Below are 21672 nucleotides of genomic sequence, written 5' to 3'. Positions count from 1 at the left end.
AATATTTAATTCCACGTAACAAACGAATTGAGAAATATAAAGAAAAATGGTGTGCATAGAAAAACGACCGCGCATTTCGTACGATCGTTCATCAGCACTTTATTTTAGTTATTTAACTTGTCTACTTAACAGGAATCAGATCAGGGTTTAGTGGCTTTTTTGCTTACACAAAAAGCCACTAAACCCCGTCCCTAAATGGTTCCCCGTCCCTGTTTGACTCTCAACTTAATTTTTTTATCAAAAATTTCTGTAATGCATCTACACCAATTCCGACATAGACAACACCTGCAATCATTGCTACACCAATCTGAATCGGGAGTGTTCCAATCTCACTCACTTTCAACGGACCCATAATCGTAAGTCCGATTGCCCATCCACACAGCCAGGATGGTGTAAAGATATATTTCGGAAGATTTTCTCCGATCAGAACTGCAAGTCCACCAAGTACAAACAGTGTACAGTACAGCTCTACATCCGGATTAAACTGTAATGTTTCCATAATCCAGACTGCCAACACTGCCCAGATATCTCCACATAGAAATCCTGCTGCTATTTTAAATGCATCGGAACGCTTATTTCCATTTGCCACATATAAACCTGCACAAATGAGGGCTACTGCTCCTGTTGTCACTCCGATATATGTACTTAATACCGCCCATATTGGCGGCATAAATGCGATGCCAAATGCTAATGTACCAATACGAATTCGTTTTTCTTTTTTTGCGTCCATCAATTACTCCCAATCAAATCCGTCCCATACTTTTTTACCGGTATAAACTTTTAAATTTTCTTCTCCATTTAATACGCGGATTGCTCCAGCTGCCATAGCTTCCATTTCAAATTCTCCCGGATATGCCGTGACCGGTGCGATAAATGAGCAGGCTTCTGTAATCTGAGCAACAAGATCTTCATTGTAGACCATTCCTCCGCCAAGAAGGATTCCATCTACTTCCCCATGCAATACTGCTGCCATAGAACCGATGCATTTCTCAATCTGATAAATCATTGTATTCCAAAGCATTTCTGCATATTTATCACCATTTTTAGCACGGACAGTTAATTCCAATGCATCAGAAATACCTGCGTGACTTACAAATCCACCTGTTCTTGTGCAAAGCTTTTTCACATCTGCAATATCCAGATTATTTTCTTTCATATAGCTTAATAAATTTGCAACAGAAATGCTTCCACAGCGGGTTGGTGCCATTGGACCTTCTCCCCCGACAATATCATATCCGTCTATCATTTTCCCTTTGCGGTGAGCAGATACGGAAATACCTCCGCCAATATGACATACAACATAATTGCATTCCTCATACTTCTTATTCATCACATTTTTACTATGACGGATTGCGGTTTCTTTTAAATTCAATGCGTGCAAATGTATAATACGGTTCACACCCTTTATACCTGTCATTCTGGCAAGATCCTGCAGCTCATCTACATCCGGTGGATTCACTACCATTGCCTTTGCACCATACTGCTCTGCAAATTCTCTTGCAAGCTGCGGTCCAAGACCTGCCGGATGAATCACGCCATTAGCGCTGTTTCTTGCATGGTCAAGCATCAAATCTGTCACTTCATATGTGCCGCCTTCCATTGCGAGCAGTCCGCCCCCTCGTCCGACAAATACATCCACATCATCCAATCTTACACCAGCCTCATTTAAAAGCTGTAAAATGGTGTCGCGACGATATGGTAACTGTTCCGGAAGAGACTGAAACTTATCCAGTTCTTTCGCATCATGGGATACATTTTTTGAGAACAAACAATTCTCACCTTCAAACAATGCAATCTTTGTAGATGTAGATCCAGGATTGATTGTCAACACTTTATATTCACTCATAACATTTCTCCATCTAGTAATTACGGGCGCATGTTACTGCGCCCGCATTACATTTATATATTTAGTAGCGATTTTGGTTTATTTGTTTATTTGCATTCTTCTGCAATCAATGATTATTTTGTTTTGCTTCCTGCTGCACGAGCTGCACTGATAATAATATTACCTTTAATTTCAGATACCGGGGCCCCTCTTGAGCAATCACAAACCACACTGTTGAATCCCTGAAGCATTGGTCCATAAGCATTTGCATGTCCAAACTGCTGAATCAATTTTACTCCAACATTACCTACATTTAAATCAGGCCAGATTACAACATTTGCCTTTCCGGCAACTTTGCTTTCTCTTGTAACTTTTTTTGCTGCTACAGCCGGTGAAATTGCTGCATCAAACTGAAATTCTCCATCGATTGCAAGATCTGGTCGAAGCTCATTTGCGATTTTTACTGCCTCTACAACTTTGTCGATCAATTCTCCCTGACCACTTCCAAGTGTAGAATAACTTACCATCGCACATCTCGGCTCCCAGTCTAGCAATGCCTTTACAGTATCACATGCTGAGATTGCAATACTTGCAAGCTGTTCTGCATTTGGATTTGTACATACTGCACTGTCTCCGACTGCAAGCAAACTGCCTTCGCTTCCTTCAAATCCAGGAATATCACAAAGTCCGATACTTGAAATTGTGCTGATTCCCGGCTGCAGTCCAATAATCATCTGTCCTGCTAAAAGTACATCTCCTGTTGTATTATCAATTCCTGCAAATGTTACCTCTGCCTCACCAACTGCCTGCATTACCATTGCATAATATAATGGGTTCTGCATACGGCGGCCAAGTGCTTTTTCTTTCAAAAGTGTTTCAGGCTTTGCAACATAGTCTGCAATCAGTTTATTTTTGTATTCTTCTTCCTGAATATCCACAATCTTGAAAACATCTGTCTCATATCCGCGCTCTTTGCACAGTTCTGTGATTTTCTGAGCATCGCCTACAAGAATTGGAATGATATATCCTTCTTTTCCTGTCTCATAAGCAGCCTGCATCATTTTCTCGTTTTCAGCCTCCGGAAAGGCAACGCGCTGTGGATCTTCTTTTGCTTTTGCATAAATCTGATCTAATACGCTCATTTTTCTCCTCCAAAAGTAATTTATTTACATTTTGTATTGTAAGAAATACATTTTCAAAACAACAGCACACATTTACAAAATGTGTCTGCTTTTGTTCTTTAAATTGTAAAATGATTTACATTTCTTCCTCGATTAAATCAACAAGATCTGAGATTGTATTACATGCACTTGCATCAGCTAACATCAAAGCCACATCTAATTCATTTTCAATTTCCGAAACTAATGCTACCATCTGTACAGATGCTCCGCCTAAATCCTCTTTAAATGATGTTTTTTCTGAAAGTCCTGCCACATCTTTTTTGTATGACATAGCTACCATGTTTAATACCTGTTCTAAAATTTCCTGTCTTGACATTGTTTTATTCTCCTTATTCTTCATCTAAATCAAATACTACTGTTTTCACTCCATTATCACGTTCCACAATTGCTGCATGAACATTTACCGGAAGTTTCGCTTCCAGCTCTGCTCTGTTCTTTCTGCTGACTCCGCGAACAACTGCATTCAATCTTGTTCCTTCTTCAATTTCTACTTCTCCATAACAGAATTTACCTAATTTTTTATATTCCGGTTTTGTAGAAAGTGCTGCCGGTAATACGATGGAATGTAATTTTGCTTTTCCACTGATTTCATACCACTCTGTTTCATAATTTCCACAATTATTACATGCATATACAGGTGGGAATTCTACATGTCCGCACTTTGGACACTTACGACCTAAGATTTTTCCCTCTTCAAGGCCTAAATAAAATTTCTCTACGACTTTCTCCAATTTGATAGCCATGGTACTTCCTCCTCTTTATTAGTCCACTGTACGAATCACGATTGCTGCCACATTCTGTGCTCCGCCATATCCACGAAGCATTGCTGTCTTAGGCACTTTCTTAACCTCACGTTCTCCACACTCATTCCACATCTGTTTACAAGCTTCGTACATATCAGCCAGACCAGATGCAGCATGCGCATGTCCAAATGATGTTCTTCCACCATTTGTATTGATTGGTTTATCACCATCCCATGCTGTACGTCCATCACAGATATATTTCCATCCTTCTCCGTATGGAAGATATCCGGCAATTTCTGCTGATACCAAATGAGAAGTGATAATAAAGTCATTTGCAAAGAAAATATCCAGATCATCTCCTGATAATCCTGTTGCTTCGTATACCTGACGAACAGCTTCCTCTGTTGCAGCAACTTCAAAATGTGGTGTTGTTGCTTCACAAGCAGCACTTCCTATTCCAAGTACTTCGATTGGTTTATGTTTTAAATTCTTTGCGATTTCCGGAATCTTCTCTGTTGCACATACGATACAAGCAGCAGCTCCGTCACATTTTAACTCAACTCCGCCTGCACGAAGGAAATCTCCCATTTTCGGATTATATGGAGAATTCATGTACTCATCTAATGTCATGCCTGCTTTTTCTGCCAGTTCTTCGTATGTTGTTCTTTCAATCGCAAGCGGGTTTGTAGAAGCATTTCTTCTATTATTAATGCACATTGCATTCAATGTGTTATTCATATCCTCTGCTGAAATACCTCTTGTACGGACATACCATTCAGCCGCATCGTCATAGATTAATTCCTGTCCGGCCATAAGTTGTCTTGTATATGTACGGTCATACAACCATGATGTTGTTTTCAAAAATTTATCCATTGTCATCTTATCGCGTTTATATGGATGCTTTGGTGTTTCTACGCTGTCAGCCGGACTTGGTGTACTGTCACCAAACTCAACGGCACCCGTAAGTACACAGTCATATTTTCCTGATGCAATTGCATTTACAGCCTGCTCGATTGCAAGATAACCTGTACAGCATGCTTCTGAGTGATGGATAGAACCTTTTCCTTTCATACCAAACCAGTTTGAAATCTGCACGTTTGGTGTTAAATAGTTTGAACCATTCAGAGGACTTGCCTGTCCATGGAAATAAAAATCTACATCCTGTGGATTTACTCCTGCATCTTCCATTGCCTTCAATGCTGCATATCCAAACATTTCACCTTCTGTCAGTCCGTCTGTTTCTGGATTATCTACTGTATACATAAATGGAGTACATCCAACACCGATAATAGAAACGCTTCTCTGGTATTTTCCCAATTTCGTCTGATTCATTGTTTTCATCCTTTCTTATGAACATTTTCCTGCGTAAGAACATAGACATCTGTTTTTTGTATCATCATCCAACGCCAAGTCTCGCGGCTGCTCGACTTGAATTTTGTTCTTTACGATTCTTGCTTAATTATATATAATGATTTTAATGATTTCATCGTGTCACAGCATGATATTATACGGATTAATTTTGATTTTTTTGTGCGAACGCACAATGGATTTTTTCATAAAGGAGTATATATGGAATATCAGATTTTTATGTCGAAACTAAAAGAAAAGGGGTATCAGCCGCAAATATTCGGGCATTCTGACAATGTCTGTGATATGATCAATGTTCGAATTTTTGACCCGATGCGCCCACATTTTGAATCTTCAAGTCTATATCTGACTTCTACAGACACAATGCCCGCAGCCAATACGAATGCTGAATTTACTTTGATGTGTTTTGGAGAACGTTTGGATTTCTCCATATACGAGCAAAGTTGCTTCACTATTTTATATTTTGGCACCTCCTTCTCGCAGGCTGCACTTTTTAATACTGCTATGGAATTATTAACAGAAATCCAACAGATCACTGTAGGTATGCATCTCCTATTAAATGCCTCTTTTTCCGGAAAAGGACTTCAATATCTGGTAGACACTGCTTCAAGAATATTTGGTAATCCAATCTATGTTGTTGATTTACAAAATAAATATCTGGCCATCTCTGCCGGTATTGTTCCGGATAATGATTTCTTTCGTGAAGAAAGCAAATCTGGTTATATTAGTAAACAAGGAATTGCTTCTATCCGCGCTAATCATCTGGATGAAATGGTTCGAAAATATAATCACCCTTATTACTATACAAGCGAACTTGTTCACACCGGTATGCTTGTAGATGCGATCCACATACAAAATATTGAAGTAGGTCATGTCATGATGCTGGAATCTGAACATCCTTTTGAAGACTATGTTCCTGATTTCTTCCATCGTTTTTGTAAACTGGTATCACTCGAACTTCAGAAAGACCCTGCTTACACAAGAAACAAAGGGGTTATGTACTCTTATTTTCTTGTAGATTTACTTCGCAACCCACAAAATAATATTGAAAATTTCAAGGAACGTCTGGAGGTACTCGGCTATAATCTTAAAAGTTCTTTCTATATTATAGCCATACCATCATTTGCACAAAGTTCCTCTCATTTGCAGTTAGAAGTGATTTTGGAGCATTTGAAACGCATTTTTTCTGGAAGTATTTATGTCATCTACGAAGACACGATTGTATTTCTAATTAATAAAGACTTATATCAAGGGTTCAGTGAATATGAACTTACGCAGCTAAAAGACTATCTCTCTGCTAATAATTTAAAAGCTGGAATCAGTAACTTCTATCAGAATCTGGAAGATACTTCTCGTTTCTATCAACAGGCGATTGATGCGATCAATCTTGGTCTGAAGTTAAACACTTCCAATCCGCTTTGTTATTATAGTGATTATTATGTTTATAAAATGTTGGAAATATTTGAAAAAGAAGATACGGAAATCCGATTTTTAATCCATCCGGGATTGATGAACCTCTATTTATATGACCAGGAAAAAGGGACTGATTTTTTAAATACGCTTCAAGAATACTTGAAAAACCCGGGACAGTCTTCGCTTGTCGCCAAGAATCTTCATGTACATAAGAATACGTTACTGTACCGGATGGGAAAGATTAAGGAATTGATTGGAAGTGACCTGACACAGGGGGATGATTATATGAATATGAATCTGTCGCTGATGATTATGAAGTATCTGAATATGTTGTAAGTTGCTATTTAGTTCATGACACCCCCAAGCAAGAAAAGACTATGCACTCCTGCTCAGCTTCGTCGGGCAAGCCCGACTCCAATTCGCTGGATTGCATAGTCTTTTTCTTGCTTTGTGGTGTATCGTAGTTTAAATAGATGGAGCGATGATGGATTTACTTTTCTGGGATCTGATGCATCTACATCCCACATTTTCGATAACATGAGGATACTTCTCATTGAAATTCTACATTCTCAACTTGCCCTTTCTATAACTTGCGGATACACCTCATCAAAATTTTGCATCTTCAATTCCCCCATATCCATTATCTCAGATATCTCCCCCCATATCCTTTGAGTTCTATTTACTTCATAAAATGTGCCAATACATTACTTACAAACAATTGATATAAGAAATTCGGCGAATATAGAGTGAGCGTTGAAGACACTTAGAGCGTAAATTTTTGCGTTAATGAATTTGAACGAACGTGTTTGAAGCTGCGTAGCAGCAAGTTTGAGTTCAAATTCATTTGCTTTTAGCAAAAATTTACGCTCTTATGTGTCACCCGCTCATGGAATCTGAGCAAGAATTCTTATATCAATTGTTTGTAAGGAACGTATTGCCATTTAGTGAACTAAATAGCAACTTAGTGAATTAAATAGCAACTCTCCAACAACATATTACACGCTGTCCCCAACGCAATACTCATCAACGTATTATGCTTCCATTTATAACTAACTGCCACCACGATCACTGCTACAAATTGTACAATTCCTACGCCTTGAACATCCCGGATTGCATCTTTTAGACAATATACGATCAACACTGCCATAATCGCTGATGGAAGAATTTTTCCAAGATATATCAATTTTTCCGGCATTTGTCATCCACCGCGAAATGCTACAAACGGCAACGCCCGAAGAGAAAATGTAATCACTGCCGAAACAAAAATTGCAATAAATATCATTTCTTTACTCACAATGTACTTCCTTTCCATTTTCCTCTCTGACAAGTAATAAGATTCCAGACACAATCAAGAGTGCCACTAACATGAACCGTTGCGGACCAAATAAATATAAGCTTATCAATGCTACTACAATCCCTAAGAGTGCAGGAAAATGATTCTCACTTTTCTCCCATTGGTCAATAAAAATAATAACAAACAACGCTGTCAATGCGATGGTAAGAATAGAAGCTCCACTACTTAAAAATGTAATCAAAACAAACTGAAATGCTCCTGTATATACAGTTAAACTAATCAATAACGAATAGTACCAATGAAATCCCGCTTCTTCCATCATAATCCCATATGCCATACTTACAAACACGTAACTACACAAAATAGGAATCGATTTTATAAATGCATATTTCATTTTTATAAAATCCCCTCTTCTAATTTTTTATAGATTGCATCCGGAATGTGTGTTTCCAATAACGTTGAAAGTAATTCCGTTCCTGTCTCCGCATTTAATCCCCATGTGTTTGAATCACCAAAGCATAATATCTGTTTCATCTCCCCTGCACCTGCCTTTTATTTCTTATTTTGTCAATGATAAATATAAGAACTCATTCTATAAAACATTTCTTTTATTTTAAGAAAAACTCCACTTATCTTTTTGATAAATGAAGTTTAGTATCTTTTACCTATCAGCTCAATAGGTTTAGCATGGTTTTTCAGAGACCAGTCGGGGACTGGTCCATATCAAATCACCCTGCAAGGATCATCTTTTCCTGCCTCATGAAGCATGCAGCTTTCAATCGAATGTTTTACCATATCACTTACTGCCTGGTCTGTATAAAATGCCATGTGCGGAGTTACGATTACATTTGGAAATCCTCTTAAAATATATAAATCACGTTTACTTAAAACATCTGCTTTCCTATCAAAATAATACATTCCAAATTCGTCTTCAATAACATCCAATCCTGCCGCTCCTATTTTGCAGGATTCCAGTCCGTCAATTAACGCTTTCGTATCGATCAATCCGCCCCTCGCTGTATTGATCAACACAACACCATCCTGCATCTTCTGAATTGCTTCTGCATCGATCAAATGCATATTTTCCTTTGTTAATGGCATATGAAGGGTAATCATATCGCATTTTTCATAAATTTCATCTAAAGATGCATACTGTGCATATTTTTTCACTTCATCATTTTCATACTGATCATATGCGTAAATCTTACAGCCAAATCCACTAATATCACGAATCACAGCACGGCCGATTCGTCCGGTTCCAATCACTCCAACTGTAAAACTCGGCATCTCTTTTCCCTGAATACCAGGAAGCGAAAAGTCATTTATTTCTTCGCGCTGCATAATCCGTTTCATTTTACGAATGGACATCAGCATCAACATCACCGTATAATCCGCAACACACTCCGGAGAATACATCACATTTCCCACGCTGATGCCACATTTTCTGGCAGCTTCCAAATCAATATGATCGTAACCGATTGTTCTTGTCGAAATCATTTTCACGCCAAGTGCATGAAAACGATTCATCAACTCTTCATCGATTTTAGTTGTAATGATACTGACGTATGGGTAACCTTCTGCTAGATAAGCATTTTCCATCGTTGGAGCATCATGACAAATTCCAAGCTCTACATGATACTCTTCTGCAAATTTTTGAAAAAATTCTGCTTCATCAAATTCTCTATAACTGTATACAAATAGTTTCATCGTGTATCCTCCTCCAATAATCGCCTAGTTGAGGTGCTTTCACTGAGACAAATTTGCTATTACTCACCACCTGAAAAGGTGGGAGTCTTCTCGACTTAAATCAATCCATAATGTTTCATGGCATACGCAATTCCGTCATCTTCAACGGTCTTAGTCACAAATTCTGTATAGGGATCAAGCACCTCTGAATGTGCTCCCAGTGCAATTGTGTGTTGTGCGTATTCGAACATGGATAAATCATTACCGCTATCTCCAAACACATAAACTTGATCCAACTCTAACCCAAGACGTTTTCTCATAAATTCACATGCCGTTGCTTTTGAAAATGGTTTCTGAGCGATTTCATATGCATTATCTCCTCGGTCAATCACTTCCATGTCTGCCTTCAGAAAATCAAAAAACTTTTGTTTATTACTCTGCTCATCTGCATATACAAATAATTTATCGTATTCTATATCCCCTTCATCGATATATTTTTCGATTCCGAGTCCTTTTTTTGCAAAAAATCGACGAGACGTTTCGAGCATTTCAAATCGAGAGCGTTTTATCGGAAAATATGCATCCTCTGTACCTTCCAGGATTCCATCCAGCTTACATTCGTACATCATATCAATAATGTCCTGTCCACGCTTCTTTTCTATATGGCTCTCCAACACGACCTCATCGTTGCAGACAAGATAACATCCACATCCGCATAAAAATCCGTCAAAATCAAATCGGCGCAGCTGAGGTGGAATATTACAATAGGTACGTCCTGTATTGATATACATCCTATGTCCGTTTTTCTTTGCTTGATTCAATGCTTCCAATGCACTCTCAGGAATTTCCTTTGTAATTTCAGATAATATTGTTCCATCTATATCGAAAAATAATACACTTTTCTTCATTTTGTTTCCTCTTTCTAAAATTTCTATTTTTTTACTCTATCACTTTTTTGTAAAAATGTCTATTTATGCTTTACTTCCGTTCTGATTTTTCTTTTCTGTGAATATATTAAAACAAAAATCTTCTTGGATTCTTGTTTATGAAGAAAATCAAAGACAAAATTTCCACATTTCGCACTACCAAAACATATGCTATCTCGCTTCGTCTCTTTGTCATCCTCTTGTTTTTTTGTGCATCCTTTTGTATCGGACGTTTTACTGCACAAATGAAAGAACAACTTCACCCATCTGCTATCACTTGTTCTTCTGAAGGGAACTGGGGATTAAGTTTTCAGACCGATGGCGAACCGCCCATTGCAAATGCATCTATGGAAGAACTCGCCAGATTCGATGCTTATTATGCACAAAATACTACTGAAAAAGTCCTCTACTTGACATTTGATGCCGGATTTGAAAATGGAAACACTTCCATAATTTTAGATGCACTAAAAAAACACAATGCTCCAGCCACATTTTTTGTTGTCGGAACTTATATTGAATCAAATCCAGATTTGATAAAGCGAATGGAGAAAGAAGGACATATCGTCGGCAATCATACATATCATCATCCTGATATGACAAAACTATCCTCCCTCTCTGCATTTGAAAAGGAATTAAAAGATGTAGAGAACGCCTACAACAATGTTACTGGCAAAGAAATGACTAAATTCTATCGTCCTCCGCAAGGGAAATATAATGAAAATAATTTACAAATGGCAAAAGAACTCGGCTATCATACTTTCTTCTGGAGTCTTGCCTATGTTGACTGGCAAGAAAATAATCAGCCGACAAAGGAAGAAGCTTTCGACAAGTTACTTACACGTGTTCACCCAGGTGCCATTGTCCTACTTCATAGCACCTCCAAAACGAATGGCGAGATTCTCGACGAACTTTTAACAAAATGGGAAGAAATGGGATATCAGTTCAAATCATTAGATACCATCAAGTAACCATTCAAGTGCCGTTTGGTGCCATTTGGGGACGGAGTTTAGTGGCTTTTTTGCAAGCAAAAAAGCCACTAAACTCCGTCCCCAAACGGCACACTAAACTCCGTCCCCAAACGGCACAATTCACACCTTCCGCATTATATAAATATAATATGGTATCAATGGAATCAAAGCTGCTATCCATGCCGCAGGATCTGACAGGCACACCCCAAAATAACTTGCTTTTCCGGCCACACTTATAACAATTATTGTTCTTGCTACAAGCTCAAACACACCGCCAAGCATTGGCACAAGCCCATATCCCATTCCCTGCAGGGCGTTCCGATAAATAAAAATACTGCCGAGAAAAGGATAACACCATGCGACTGCTTTGAAATAGGTAAGTGCCGCCTCGACCACATCTGTTTCTGTTCGATCCACAAACAGATAAATTGCGTATTTTCCAAACACCAATACCAATGTCATCAATACAAAACTCCAAATCAAAACCATAATCTGTGTGCTTCGCACGCCTTGCCTTACTCGGTCCATCCTTCCTGCTCCGCAATTCTGTCCAACATAAGTTGCCATTGCTGCGCCATAGGAAATAAAAATAACTCCCATCACACTCTGAATTTTTCCACCTGCTGCAAAACCGGCTATACAAGTCGCACCATATACATTTATGGCTGCCTGAACAATAATTGTTCCGATTGATGTAATTGAAAACTGCAATGCCATCGGCACACCAAGTGCCAGCAATCTTCTGCATAACTCTCCTGAAAATTCAAAATCTTCCTTTTTTAAATGCAAAATCGGAAATTTTTTCAAAATATATATATAACATAATACCGCTGAAATCCCCTGTGCGATCACTGTTGCATAACCGCAGCCTACAACACCGGTTCCAAGACATATAACAAATACGATATCAAGGACAATATTGATCACACCTGAAATAATCAAAAAATAAAGTGGCGATTTTGAATCTCCAACCGCCCTTAGGACCGCCGCAAGCATATTGTATGCCCCGGTTGCAAATAATCCTGCATAGATTACACCCATATAACTTTTTATATCTCCGATCAAATTTTCCGGCGAATTCATCAACCGCAAAAGAGGTTCATTTGCCAAACTCAGTCCAACCGTCATAACAACTACAATAATCACCATCAGATATAGGGACATTGCCAGATATCTCCGCATATTTTTATAATCCTTTGCCCCAAACCATTGTGATATCAAAATTGCGAAACCACTGCCGGCACCATTTAACAAACCGGTAACCAAAAACATAAGAGATGTCGTTGAACCTATCGCTGCCAAAGCATTTACCCCCACAAACTTTCCGGCAACAACAGAATCTGCAATATTATAAAATTGCTGAAACAAATTTCCCAGAAAAAGTGGAATCATAAAATTAATGATTAATTTTGTAGGATTTCCTGACGTCATATCATTTGTCATTGTCTTGCTCATTATTTAACTCCTCTATAAAACAACTATTTGTGCCATTTGGGGACGGAGTTTAGTGGCTTTTTTGCAAGCGAAAAAGCCACTAAACTCCGTCCCCAAATGGCACCCCTAATGTCATCCTCTTGAGATTTTATCAAAAACGTTTTTATAATTCAAGTATTTTTTTTCAAAGAGATTCTACAGCCGCACGTTCAATTGCAAGACCCTTTTTATAATTCTGCATAAATGCTTCAAAACCTTCGACATCTGATGCAACCGGATCCATGCGTTCTCCTTCTTCTTTGCCGAATACTTTCTGTGCAAGATAAGAAGTCAATGACTCTCCTTCTTCTTTATTTAGCATATAAGAAGCAAGCAGTGCAATTCCCCATGCTCCACCTTCTCCTGCTGTCTCCATAACATATACAGGTGTATCAATCGCAGCTGCAAGGATTCTCTGTCCGACTCCCTTTGTCTTAAACAGTCCGCCATGACCTAACATCTTATCTAACTCCACATGTTCCTGCTTTGTCAGAATATCCATACCTGTTTTCAATGCTCCGAGTGATGTACTCAAATGCACTCTCATAAAGTTTGCAAGATTAAATTTGCTTTCTGGCTTACGCACAAACATCGGACGACCTGCCTCAAATCCTGTAATATGCTCTCCTGAAAAATAATTATATGCAAGAAGTCCGCCACAATCAGCATCCCCTTCCAGCGCTTTGTTATACAATGTTCCAAACAATGTATTCATATCCACTTTCACGCCAAATGCTTCCACACATTCTTTCAAAAGATTTACCCATGCATTCAAATCTGATGTACAGTTATTGCAGTGTACCATCGCAACAGGATCTCCCGCCGGTGTTGTAACCATATCAATTTCTTCATATGGTTTAGACAACGTATTTTCCAAAACTGCCATTGCAAATACACTTGTTCCGGCGGAAACATTTCCTGTACGAACAGCTACACTATTCGTTGCAGCCATACCTGTTCCGGCGTCTCCTTCTGGTGGACAAACAGGGATTCCAGCCTGTAAATCACCCTCTGTATCTAACAATTTTGCTCCTGCTTCTGTCAAAACGCCTGCCGCATCTCCGGCAACCAGTACCTTAGGAAGTAACTCTTCTAATTTCCATGGAAATGCTTTCGCTTCGACAAGCTGATCAAACTGTCCAATCATATTCACATCCCAATCCTTTGTAGCCGAATCAATTGGGAACATTCCTGCCGCATCTCCAATTCCGATTGCCTTTTCTCCCGTCAGCTGCCAATGGATATAGCCTGCAAGTGTTGTGAAAAATCTTACATCCTTTACATGCTCTTCCCCATTTAAAATTGCCTGATACAAATGTGCGATACTCCAGCGCTGCGGGATATGGAACTGAAATACTTTTGATAATTCTTCAGAAGCCTGCTCTGTAATTGTATTTCTCCATGTACGGAACTCTGCCAGTTGCTCATCTTTCTCATCAAAAGCAAGGTATCCATGCATCATCGCACTAAATCCCATCGCCCCAAATGTTGTGATTGTAACACCATATTTTTCTTTTACTTCTTTTTTCAAATTTGCATAACAATCCTGAAGTCCGCTCCACACTTCCTCTAATGGATATGTCCAAATATTATTTTTTAAATGATTCTCCCAGTCATGGCTTCCTGATGCGATTGGCTGGTTCTGTGCATCAATTAAAACTGCTTTGATACGTGTCGATCCAAATTCAATCCCTAAAGCAGTATTTCCATTTTTGATTGCTTCCCCTATGCTTCTTACGTCCATCGCCTGGACCTCCTTTCGTTCTACCTTTACTAACTATTAGTATACTTCAAAACGTCTTCGCAAAAAAGAATTTTCTTATCCTATTCTGGACATTTCTTACGCATAATGATATCTTTCCCTTTGCTTTACCAAAAATGTCACTGTCACACATAAAGTCAATATTTCTGCAATTGTCACTGCTGACCAAATCCCATCAATACCAAATATCACCGGCAACACTATAACCGCACCAACTTGGAAAAGCAGTGTTCTCAAAAATGAAATAACTGCTGATATTAGTCCATTATTAAGTGCTGTGAAAAAAGATGACCCATAAATATTAAATCCATTTATCAAATATACCAGACAATAAATTCGAAATGCATGTTGTGTCATCAAAAGTAATTCTTTATCATATCCAACAAATAAAACAGACAGCGGCATTGCAAGGAACTGTGATAATATTGCAATTGCTACGCCGGAAATTCCTATCAGACTCAGACTCTTTCTAAATAGATTTTTCAATTCTGTATGATTAGCCGCACCATAGTTATAGCTGATAAGTGGTGCACTTCCAATTGAATATCCAAGGAAAATAGATACAAATACGAAACTTACATACATGATTGTTCCATATGCAGCCACACCATTTTCCCCGGCAAATTTCATAAGCTGAATATTAAATAACGAGTTTACGATGGAACTTGAAAGGTTTGTCATAAGCTCTGATGAACCATTTACACAAGTCTTAACAATAATACGGACATCCAAATGCGTTTTTCCAAGTTGAAGCAGACTGGAATTCTTTCTCGCAAAATAGATTATCGGGAAAAGACCTCCTATAAATTCGCCGCACACTGTTGCAACTGCAGCACCTGCCAGTCCAAATCCACACAGACCGACAAAAAGTAAATCCAGCACCATATTCGTAACACCTGCTGTAATAATCACACCTAATCCTAATTTCGGTTTTTCTGCAGCTACAAAAAAGCTCTGAAACACATTCTGTAGCATAAATGCCGGCATAGAGATAAATGAAATCCTTCCATACAAGATACAATCCCTAAGAAGCTCTCCCTCTGCACCAAGTGCTGAAGCGACAGCCGGTGTCAAAAACATTCCTAAAATAGATAATAAAATTCCTCCGATTATCGTTACATACACTAACAATGAGAAATATTCATTAGCCAGATCTTTTTTGCCCTCTCCTATTGTTGTTGCTACGATAGCACTTCCTCCAGTACCAATCATAAAGCCAAGCGCTGATATTCCCATTATAAAAGGTAAGATCAGATTGATCGATGCCAATGCTGTTTTGCCTACAAAATTTGATACAAATAATCCATCCACTACACTGTAAATTGATGTAAAAATCATCATTATAATAGATGGCATTACAAATCTTAATAATTTTCGATATGTAAAATGTTCTGATAGTTGTATCTTCACGCTATCTTCCTCCGTCCACTTTTTCTTCATCCATTTTTTCTTTTATACATGGTAATTTCTCAAATCCATGCTTCAACTCTACATTATATTTTTCAAGTAATCGCAAGAGCAGTTCACTCTCTTCATCTGTGAGTCCTTTAAATGAATCATTTTCCACATCAATAACCGGATAGATCACATTTTTTAACATCTTTTTTCCTCTTTCTGTTAAATAAATGTGCATATTCCTTCCTTTTCCGTGTACTAATGTCAAGTATCCTTCTCTTTCGAGATTGCGTATAGATGAATTTACTGTCTGTTTCGGAATAAATGTTGTCTTACAAATATCACGCTGTAAACATCCATCCCCCAATTCGCAAATGGCATAAAAAATATCAAAGGCACTGTTCGACAGTCCTAATCTCAATGCTACATCATGGTAAATATCATTGAATTCTTTAAAAATACGATTAAATTCACAAAGATATGAACTCATGTATATTCCTGGTTTCTTTTCTTGATCCATATTTCCTCCTATAAGTCTGATTTCGTACTTATTTTTAGTATAGTCCGATTTCGTACTTGTGTCAAGTATGAACAAAGAAAACGCTTTTCTAAAATATCAAAAAAAGACTTGTAAATCTGATATTTTTTACCAGATTTACAAGTCTCTCATCTTCTCATAAACTTCAATATTTTCTTTTTAGCCTTATCTGACTTTTGTATAAATTCCCCTTAAGTCATAAATTGCATGTCTTGGACATTTCACTGCACACATGCCACAGCTCAAACATAATTCTTCGTTGATTACCGCACAATTATCTATTACTTTAATTGCTCCGGCTGTACAAGTTTTTTCACAGATACCACATCCAATACAGCTTACTTCACACTCTTTACGAGCATCGGCTCCCTTAGCATCATTTGAACATTTCACTACGATATAATTTGCACATTCATGAATATGGATAATTTCCTGTGGACAGGCTTTTACACATTTTCCACATGCGATACATTTTTCTTCATCTACTTCTGCAACGTTGTATTCATTGATTGAAATTGCACCAAATTTACAATTATTCACACATTCGCCACAACCGATACAACCTTTTGTACATGTTGGCTCTTCGCTGTTCGCTCTACATCCTCCATTACAGGCTACAACCGCTGAACGATATGGAAATTTCTTTTTTATTGCCATAATCAATCCTTCCTTTCATATGGTGTGTTACACAATGGAAGACTAAAACGTCTCTCTCCATCGTATCTACAATATGCATCTGCGATTGCCGGTGCTGTTGGAATCGATGTGATCTCTCCGATTCCAATTGCTCCGCATGCCACATTCAGTCCCGGTTTATCGATTACGATTGCCTCAATCTCTGGGATTTCATGTGAACGGAATAATCTCAGTGAACCATATTTATCAATTGGCTTACAGTTTTCATCGATTGGATACTGCTCGCGAAGTGCGTATCCCATAGACATAACAACTCCGCCTTCGATCTGGCCTTCACAGGATAATGGATTGACTGCTTTACCGACATCATGAGCTGCGATCATCTTTTCAATCTTACCTGTCTTTTGATCAATGATACATACCTGTGTAGCATACCCATAAGCAACGTGGGAAACAGGATTCGGCACATCTGCTCCAAGTGGATCTGTCTTAGCAAGATATTCTCCATAATATACTTCCCCAATCATATCTTTCATGGATTTTCCTGCTTTTCTTTCTTCCATGAATTTCTCACAAGCTCTGCGGCATGCTTCACCTGTAACCAATGTCTGACGTGATCCGGATGTTGTTCCAGAATCAGGTGAAACCCATGTATTACTTCTCTCATATACGATATCATCACGTTTCAGGTCTGTATTGGTTACGATCATCTGAACAAGTACTGTTCCCAATCCTTGTCCGATACAAGATGCACCTGTAAAAATGTGTAACTTTTCATCCTCTTCTACGATCAGTTTCACACGTCCTGTATCCGGAATACCAACACCAACACCGGCATTCTTCATCGCACATCCCAGTCCGACTGCTTTTCCTTCAGCCAATGCTGCATCATATTCCTCTTTCACTGCTTCCAGTGTTTCCACTAAACCTGTAGATTCATCTACAATCTGACCATTCGGTAATACTTCTCCCGGACGGATTGCATTACGATAACGAATCTCCCAAGGTGTAATGCCGACTTTATCTGCCATCATATTCAACAATGTCTCTGTTGCAAAACATGTCTGAGTAACACCAAATCCACGGAACGCTCCTGCCGGCGGATTGTTTGTATAATAAGCAGTTCCTTCAATCTCGAAGTTCTCATAATGATATGGACCTGCTGCATGTGTACATGCACGTTCCAATACCGGACCTCCAAGTGATGCAAATGCACCTGTGTCAGAAGTTACTTTCGCTTTTACTCCCTGGATCACTCCATTTTCATCACATCCCATTGTGAAATCCATATAAAATGGATGACGCTTTGGATGAACAAGAAGTGACTCTGCTCTTGTTAATCTCATCTTAACCGGTTTCTTTGTAACATATGTGAGTAAAGCACTAAGATGCTGTACTGTCATATCTTCTTTACCGCCAAATCCACCACCTACGAGAGCATTTTGTACTTTTACTTTATCTGTTCCAAGCAACATTCTACATTCTTTCAATGTCTGATGTGCGGACTGGTCTGTAGAATAAACGAAAATGTCTCCATCTTCATCATAGAAAGATACCGCACATTCCGGCTCAAGGAATGCATGCTCTGTCCATGGTGTCTCAAAATGATGTGAAAGCACATATTTTGAATTTTTAATTGCTTCATCTGCATTACCACGGCTGATATGCTTATAAGCACAAATGTTATTCTCTTCTTCATCATATACCTTTGGTGCATCTGGAGCTGCTGCCTCTTCAACTGTATGAACATGTGGAAGAACCTCATATTCTACTTTGATTAACTTTTTAGCCTTCTCGGCTGTCTCCAAATCTTCTGCTGCGATCAATGCAATTGCATCTCCAAGATAATGTGTCAGACCGCCTTCCGGAATCAGTGAATACTGGTCATGCTTCAAATGTCCAATCTTATTCTCCCCAGGAATATCCTTCGCCGTCACTACTGAAACCACCTTTGGAAGTACCTCTGCTTTCGATGTATCAATTGAAAGCACACGTGCACGAGGATATTTACTTCTCAGTGCAACACCATATAACATACCTTCCAGACAATAGTCATCCGGATATTTTCCTGTTCCAAGTACTTTTTCCTCTACATCTACTCTGGCTACGCTTGTTCCAAGTGTCCAGTCATCTTCCCCATCATCCGGAACTACTCCCTCTCTCAGAATCTTAGCTGCCAGACGAACCGCATCCATGATTTTAACATATCCTGTACATCTGCAGTAATTATTGCGGAGTGCATATTTTATCTCATCATCTGTCGGTTCTGGATTCACATCCAGCAATGCTTTTGTACACATTACCATACCTGGGATACAAAATCCACACTGTACTGCTCCCGCTTTTCCGTAAGCATATGTGTATACCTTTTTCTCCCACTCTGTCAGTCCTTCTACCGTGATTACACTTCTTCCCTCAAGTGAATTTGTATCCGGAACACATGATTTACAGGTCTGCCCATCAATAATAACTGTACAGGCTCCACAGGCGCCTTCACTACATCCATCTTTTGCTGATGTCAAATGTAATTCGTCGCGGAGGAATCTTAACAGCTTCTGATTTTTTGTTGGGGTAACCTCTCGTCCATTAACGATAAACGTTGCCATATCAGAATCTCCTTTCTCATTTCAACATATCATCCAAAACGAAGCCCTAAATTCGTCTTGGTTTTTTGTTAATTTTTTACTTATATGCTGTTCTATCTCTTTATATTTTATCACAATTCAACCAAAAAGCAATGTTTTTCTCAAAATGTTTTTTATATTCTAAATTTTTTTTAGATTTTAGGTCATATGCACCTTTTTTTGTTCATTATTTTCCAGCAAAAAACATCCTGTTCCCTTTTTGGATAAAAAAGACATCCCTTGACAAATACTTTCTTATAATTTGCCATGGGATGCCTTATTCAAGTCGAACGTCTATTAATGATATAAAACATTATTTGTTTCTTTTTCTTCTATAAATTATGTTTGCTGCCATGATAATAGCTGTTGCACCTGCCAGCATCATTCATCTGCCTTATTCACCCTCATTCTTTACATCGAAATCCAGCCAAATGCATTTGCAACAGAACTTAATAATATAATAACTGCAAAAATCGGACATAAATATTTGATCATAACAATAAATATTTTTCTTCTGCGGAATGAACTTTCTCCCTGCATAACTTCTTCTTCAATTCGCTGTATGCCAACAACTTTTGACACTAATAAACATGTCATCACTGCTGCGATTGGCATCATAACAGAGTTTGTCATAAAATCAAAGAAATCCAGAAATTGCATACCGATAATTTTCACAACCGCAAGTGGTCCGTATCCCAGTGAGGATAAGCTTCCAAGGGCAACCATAATAATTCCCACTATAATTGTCGATTTCTTTCTGTTCCATCTTAATTCATCTTCAAATGTAGACACTGCACTTTCTGTCAAAGCAATTGAACTTGTAATTGCTGCAAACAATACAAGTAAGAAGAACAGAATTCCGACCGCTGTTCCAAATCCCATATTCTGGAATACTTTAGGGATTGTAATAAACATCAATGAAGGGCCGGCCTGTAATGTGTCCGGGTCCCCGCCTGAAAATGCAAACACTGCCGGAATAATCATAAGACCTGCCATCATTGCAATTGCAGTATCGAATACTTCTACATTTCTTGTAGAATCCTCAAGTGAGACGTCTTTTTTCATATAAGAACCAAATGTGATCAAAATTCCCATCGCAATTGATAAAGAATAAAACATCTGTCCCATAGCTGCAACTACTGTCATCCATGAGAAATTCTTTACATTCGGGATAAGGAAATACTTTACACCTTCGATTGCTCCCGGTCTTGTAACGGAATAAATTGCAATAATCACAGACAGCAAAATCAAAACCGGCATCATCATCTTTGACACTCTCTCAATACCATTGCGAACACCCGCATAAATGATAGCTAATGTAAAGAGACAAAATACAAGGAAACATAACTCTGTTGATACTCCATTTGAAATAAATTCAGAAAAGTATCCATCCACTGCCAGGCTCTTACCGTTTCCTTTGATATACTCTACCAGATATTTGATTACCCATCCACCGATCACTGAATAATATGGTACGATTAAAATCGGGATGATCGCATTGATCCATCCTCCAAATGATAACCATTTTGCTTTTCCAAATGACTTAAATGCCCCAACAGGACTCTTTCTTGTCATACGTCCGATTGCTGATTCTGCAACGATCATTGTATAACCAAATGTCAGTGCAAGCAAAATATAAATCAGCAGAAATATACCCCCGCCATATTTTGCTGCCAAATATGGGAATCTCCATATGTTACCAAGACCTACCGATGCTCCGGCCGCTGATAATACATATCCCAGTTTTCCCGAAAAACTGCTTCTCTTACGTTCTTGTGTATTCATCTGTTTCTTCTATATCTATTCGCATTCATCACGAATAGAGGTTCCTTTCTTCTTT

General features: G+C 38.5%; 21 protein-coding genes. 2 read left to right on the top strand and 19 right to left on the bottom strand.

Going from position 1 to position 21672, the window contains the following annotated elements; all coding sequences use genetic code 11:
* Positions 1 to 220: 220 nt before the first annotated feature.
* The 6 genes from D8Q48_RS12720 to D8Q48_RS12695 form a co-directional block, all read right to left on the bottom strand.
* Positions 221 to 730 (bottom strand): DUF1097 domain-containing protein, encoded by a 510-nt coding sequence (locus tag D8Q48_RS12720; RefSeq protein WP_121056705.1) that lies wholly within the window; start codon positions 728 to 730, stop codon positions 221 to 223.
* 3 nt (positions 731 to 733) lie between these two features.
* Positions 734 to 1846, bottom strand: a complete 1113-nt coding sequence (buk, locus tag D8Q48_RS12715) for a butyrate kinase (RefSeq protein WP_022076024.1) — start codon at positions 1844 to 1846, stop codon at positions 734 to 736.
* A 113-nt stretch (positions 1847 to 1959) separates the two neighbouring features.
* Positions 1960 to 2967 carry a phosphate acyltransferase gene (locus D8Q48_RS12710; RefSeq protein WP_022076023.1) on the bottom strand — a complete coding sequence of 336 codons (1008 nt, stop codon included), beginning with the start codon at positions 2965 to 2967 and terminating at the stop codon, positions 1960 to 1962.
* Between the two features lie 115 nt (positions 2968 to 3082).
* Positions 3083 to 3322 carry an acyl carrier protein gene (locus D8Q48_RS12705; RefSeq protein ID WP_022076022.1) on the bottom strand — a complete coding sequence of 80 codons (240 nt, stop codon included), beginning with the start codon at positions 3320 to 3322 and terminating at the stop codon, positions 3083 to 3085.
* Between the two features lie 13 nt (positions 3323 to 3335).
* Positions 3336 to 3749: a zinc ribbon domain-containing protein gene (locus D8Q48_RS12700; protein WP_022076021.1), complete on the bottom strand. Its 414-nt coding sequence runs from the start codon at positions 3747 to 3749 to the stop codon at positions 3336 to 3338.
* An 18-nt stretch (positions 3750 to 3767) separates the two neighbouring features.
* Positions 3768 to 5081 (bottom strand): thiolase family protein, encoded by a 1314-nt coding sequence (locus D8Q48_RS12695; RefSeq protein ID WP_121056703.1) that lies wholly within the window; start codon positions 5079 to 5081, stop codon positions 3768 to 3770.
* Positions 5082 to 5318: 237 nt separating this feature from the next.
* On the opposite strand from D8Q48_RS12695, the gene D8Q48_RS12690 reads away from it, so the two are divergent.
* Positions 5319 to 6866 carry a helix-turn-helix domain-containing protein gene (locus tag D8Q48_RS12690; protein WP_121056701.1) on the top strand — a complete coding sequence of 516 codons (1548 nt, stop codon included), beginning with the start codon at positions 5319 to 5321 and terminating at the stop codon, positions 6864 to 6866.
* Between the two features lie 53 nt (positions 6867 to 6919).
* Here the strand turns inward: D8Q48_RS12690 and D8Q48_RS17255 are convergent, their stop codons facing one another.
* From D8Q48_RS17255 to D8Q48_RS12670, 6 genes are all read right to left on the bottom strand, one after another.
* Positions 6920 to 7069: a hypothetical protein gene (locus tag D8Q48_RS17255; RefSeq protein ID WP_172696987.1), complete on the bottom strand. Its 150-nt coding sequence runs from the start codon at positions 7067 to 7069 to the stop codon at positions 6920 to 6922.
* Positions 7070 to 7491: 422 nt separating this feature from the next.
* On the bottom strand, positions 7492 to 7725 hold the full coding sequence (locus D8Q48_RS12685; protein ID WP_330514600.1) for an AzlD domain-containing protein: 234 nt from the start codon (positions 7723 to 7725) through the stop codon (positions 7492 to 7494).
* Between the two features lie 91 nt (positions 7726 to 7816).
* On the bottom strand, positions 7817 to 8218 hold the full coding sequence (locus D8Q48_RS12680) for an AzlC family ABC transporter permease (RefSeq protein WP_118689207.1): 402 nt from the start codon (positions 8216 to 8218) through the stop codon (positions 7817 to 7819).
* A gap of 2 nt (positions 8219 to 8220) precedes the next feature.
* Positions 8221 to 8358, bottom strand: coding sequence for a hypothetical protein (locus tag D8Q48_RS17250; RefSeq protein ID WP_172696988.1), 138 nt, complete (start codon positions 8356 to 8358; stop codon positions 8221 to 8223).
* A gap of 189 nt (positions 8359 to 8547) precedes the next feature.
* Complete coding sequence (locus D8Q48_RS12675; RefSeq protein WP_121056699.1) at positions 8548 to 9531, bottom strand: D-isomer specific 2-hydroxyacid dehydrogenase family protein; 984 nt, start codon at positions 9529 to 9531, stop codon at positions 8548 to 8550.
* A 95-nt stretch (positions 9532 to 9626) separates the two neighbouring features.
* A complete protein-coding gene (locus D8Q48_RS12670; protein ID WP_121056697.1) occupies positions 9627 to 10418 on the bottom strand; it encodes an HAD family hydrolase in 792 nt (263 codons plus the stop codon).
* Positions 10419 to 10555: 137 nt separating this feature from the next.
* Here D8Q48_RS12670 and pdaA point away from each other — a divergent pair, with 137 nt between their 5' ends.
* Complete coding sequence (pdaA, locus tag D8Q48_RS12665; RefSeq protein WP_117991685.1) at positions 10556 to 11404, top strand: delta-lactam-biosynthetic de-N-acetylase; 849 nt, start codon at positions 10556 to 10558, stop codon at positions 11402 to 11404.
* Between the two features lie 120 nt (positions 11405 to 11524).
* Here the strand turns inward: pdaA and D8Q48_RS12660 are convergent, their stop codons facing one another.
* The 7 genes from D8Q48_RS12660 to D8Q48_RS12630 form a co-directional block, all read right to left on the bottom strand.
* Complete coding sequence (locus D8Q48_RS12660) at positions 11525 to 12859, bottom strand: MATE family efflux transporter (protein WP_121056695.1); 1335 nt, start codon at positions 12857 to 12859, stop codon at positions 11525 to 11527.
* A 163-nt stretch (positions 12860 to 13022) separates the two neighbouring features.
* Positions 13023 to 14621, bottom strand: coding sequence for an FGGY-family carbohydrate kinase (locus tag D8Q48_RS12655; protein WP_121056693.1), 1599 nt, complete (start codon positions 14619 to 14621; stop codon positions 13023 to 13025).
* Between the two features lie 96 nt (positions 14622 to 14717).
* Positions 14718 to 16049, bottom strand: a complete 1332-nt coding sequence (locus tag D8Q48_RS12650; RefSeq protein ID WP_117991675.1) for an MATE family efflux transporter — start codon at positions 16047 to 16049, stop codon at positions 14718 to 14720.
* A 1-nt stretch (position 16050) separates the two neighbouring features.
* Positions 16051 to 16554: a MarR family winged helix-turn-helix transcriptional regulator gene (locus D8Q48_RS12645; protein WP_243116295.1), complete on the bottom strand. Its 504-nt coding sequence runs from the start codon at positions 16552 to 16554 to the stop codon at positions 16051 to 16053.
* 183 nt (positions 16555 to 16737) lie between these two features.
* Positions 16738 to 17229, bottom strand: a complete 492-nt coding sequence (locus tag D8Q48_RS12640; protein ID WP_121056691.1) for a 4Fe-4S binding protein — start codon at positions 17227 to 17229, stop codon at positions 16738 to 16740.
* 2 nt (positions 17230 to 17231) lie between these two features.
* Positions 17232 to 19814, bottom strand: a complete 2583-nt coding sequence (gene xdh / locus D8Q48_RS12635) for a selenium-dependent xanthine dehydrogenase (RefSeq protein ID WP_117991669.1) — start codon at positions 19812 to 19814, stop codon at positions 17232 to 17234.
* Positions 19815 to 20243: 429 nt separating this feature from the next.
* Positions 20244 to 21617 carry a sodium-dependent transporter gene (locus D8Q48_RS12630; protein ID WP_117991666.1) on the bottom strand — a complete coding sequence of 458 codons (1374 nt, stop codon included), beginning with the start codon at positions 21615 to 21617 and terminating at the stop codon, positions 20244 to 20246.
* Positions 21618 to 21672: the final 55 nt, after the last annotated feature.

This window comes from Ruminococcus sp. B05, from assembly GCF_003628495.1.
Classification (GTDB): Bacteria; Bacillota; Clostridia; order Lachnospirales; family Lachnospiraceae; genus Schaedlerella; species Schaedlerella hominis.
The sequence above is the reverse complement of the archived record's forward strand: the minus strand, read 5'-3'. Positions and strand labels throughout refer to the sequence as shown.

Bases quoted from the DNA above. Each gene is read 5' to 3' on its own strand.
- D8Q48_RS12690 (WP_121056701.1), top strand. From the start codon at position 5,319: ATGGAATATCAGATTTTTATGTCGAAACTAAAAGAAAAGGGGTATCAG.
- D8Q48_RS12660 (WP_121056695.1), bottom strand. From the start codon at position 12,859: ATGAGCAAGACAATGACAAATGATATGACGTCAGGAAATCCTACAAAA.
- D8Q48_RS12705 (WP_022076022.1), bottom strand. From the start codon at position 3,322: ATGTCAAGACAGGAAATTTTAGAACAGGTATTAAACATGGTAGCTATG.
- D8Q48_RS12685 (WP_330514600.1), bottom strand. From the start codon at position 7,725: ATGCCGGAAAAATTGATATATCTTGGAAAAATTCTTCCATCAGCGATT.
- D8Q48_RS12720 (WP_121056705.1), bottom strand. From the start codon at position 730: ATGGACGCAAAAAAAGAAAAACGAATTCGTATTGGTACATTAGCATTT.
- D8Q48_RS12670 (WP_121056697.1), bottom strand. From the start codon at position 10,418: ATGAAGAAAAGTGTATTATTTTTCGATATAGATGGAACAATATTATCT.
- D8Q48_RS12640 (WP_121056691.1), bottom strand. From the start codon at position 17,229: ATGGCAATAAAAAAGAAATTTCCATATCGTTCAGCGGTTGTAGCCTGT.
- D8Q48_RS12630 (WP_117991666.1), bottom strand. From the start codon at position 21,617: ATGAATACACAAGAACGTAAGAGAAGCAGTTTTTCGGGAAAACTGGGA.
- D8Q48_RS17250 (WP_172696988.1), bottom strand. From the start codon at position 8,358: ATGAAACAGATATTATGCTTTGGTGATTCAAACACATGGGGATTAAAT.
- D8Q48_RS12645 (WP_243116295.1), bottom strand. From the start codon at position 16,554: ATGGATCAAGAAAAGAAACCAGGAATATACATGAGTTCATATCTTTGT.
- D8Q48_RS12675 (WP_121056699.1), bottom strand. From the start codon at position 9,531: ATGAAACTATTTGTATACAGTTATAGAGAATTTGATGAAGCAGAATTT.
- D8Q48_RS12710 (WP_022076023.1), bottom strand. From the start codon at position 2,967: ATGAGCGTATTAGATCAGATTTATGCAAAAGCAAAAGAAGATCCACAG.
- D8Q48_RS12695 (WP_121056703.1), bottom strand. From the start codon at position 5,081: ATGAATCAGACGAAATTGGGAAAATACCAGAGAAGCGTTTCTATTATC.
- pdaA (WP_117991685.1), top strand. From the start codon at position 10,556: ATGAAGAAAATCAAAGACAAAATTTCCACATTTCGCACTACCAAAACA.
- D8Q48_RS12655 (WP_121056693.1), bottom strand. From the start codon at position 14,621: ATGGACGTAAGAAGCATAGGGGAAGCAATCAAAAATGGAAATACTGCT.
- buk (WP_022076024.1), bottom strand. From the start codon at position 1,846: ATGAGTGAATATAAAGTGTTGACAATCAATCCTGGATCTACATCTACA.
- D8Q48_RS17255 (WP_172696987.1), bottom strand. From the start codon at position 7,069: ATGTTATCGAAAATGTGGGATGTAGATGCATCAGATCCCAGAAAAGTA.
- D8Q48_RS12700 (WP_022076021.1), bottom strand. From the start codon at position 3,749: ATGGCTATCAAATTGGAGAAAGTCGTAGAGAAATTTTATTTAGGCCTT.
- D8Q48_RS12680 (WP_118689207.1), bottom strand. From the start codon at position 8,218: ATGAAATATGCATTTATAAAATCGATTCCTATTTTGTGTAGTTACGTG.
- xdh (WP_117991669.1), bottom strand. From the start codon at position 19,814: ATGGCAACGTTTATCGTTAATGGACGAGAGGTTACCCCAACAAAAAAT.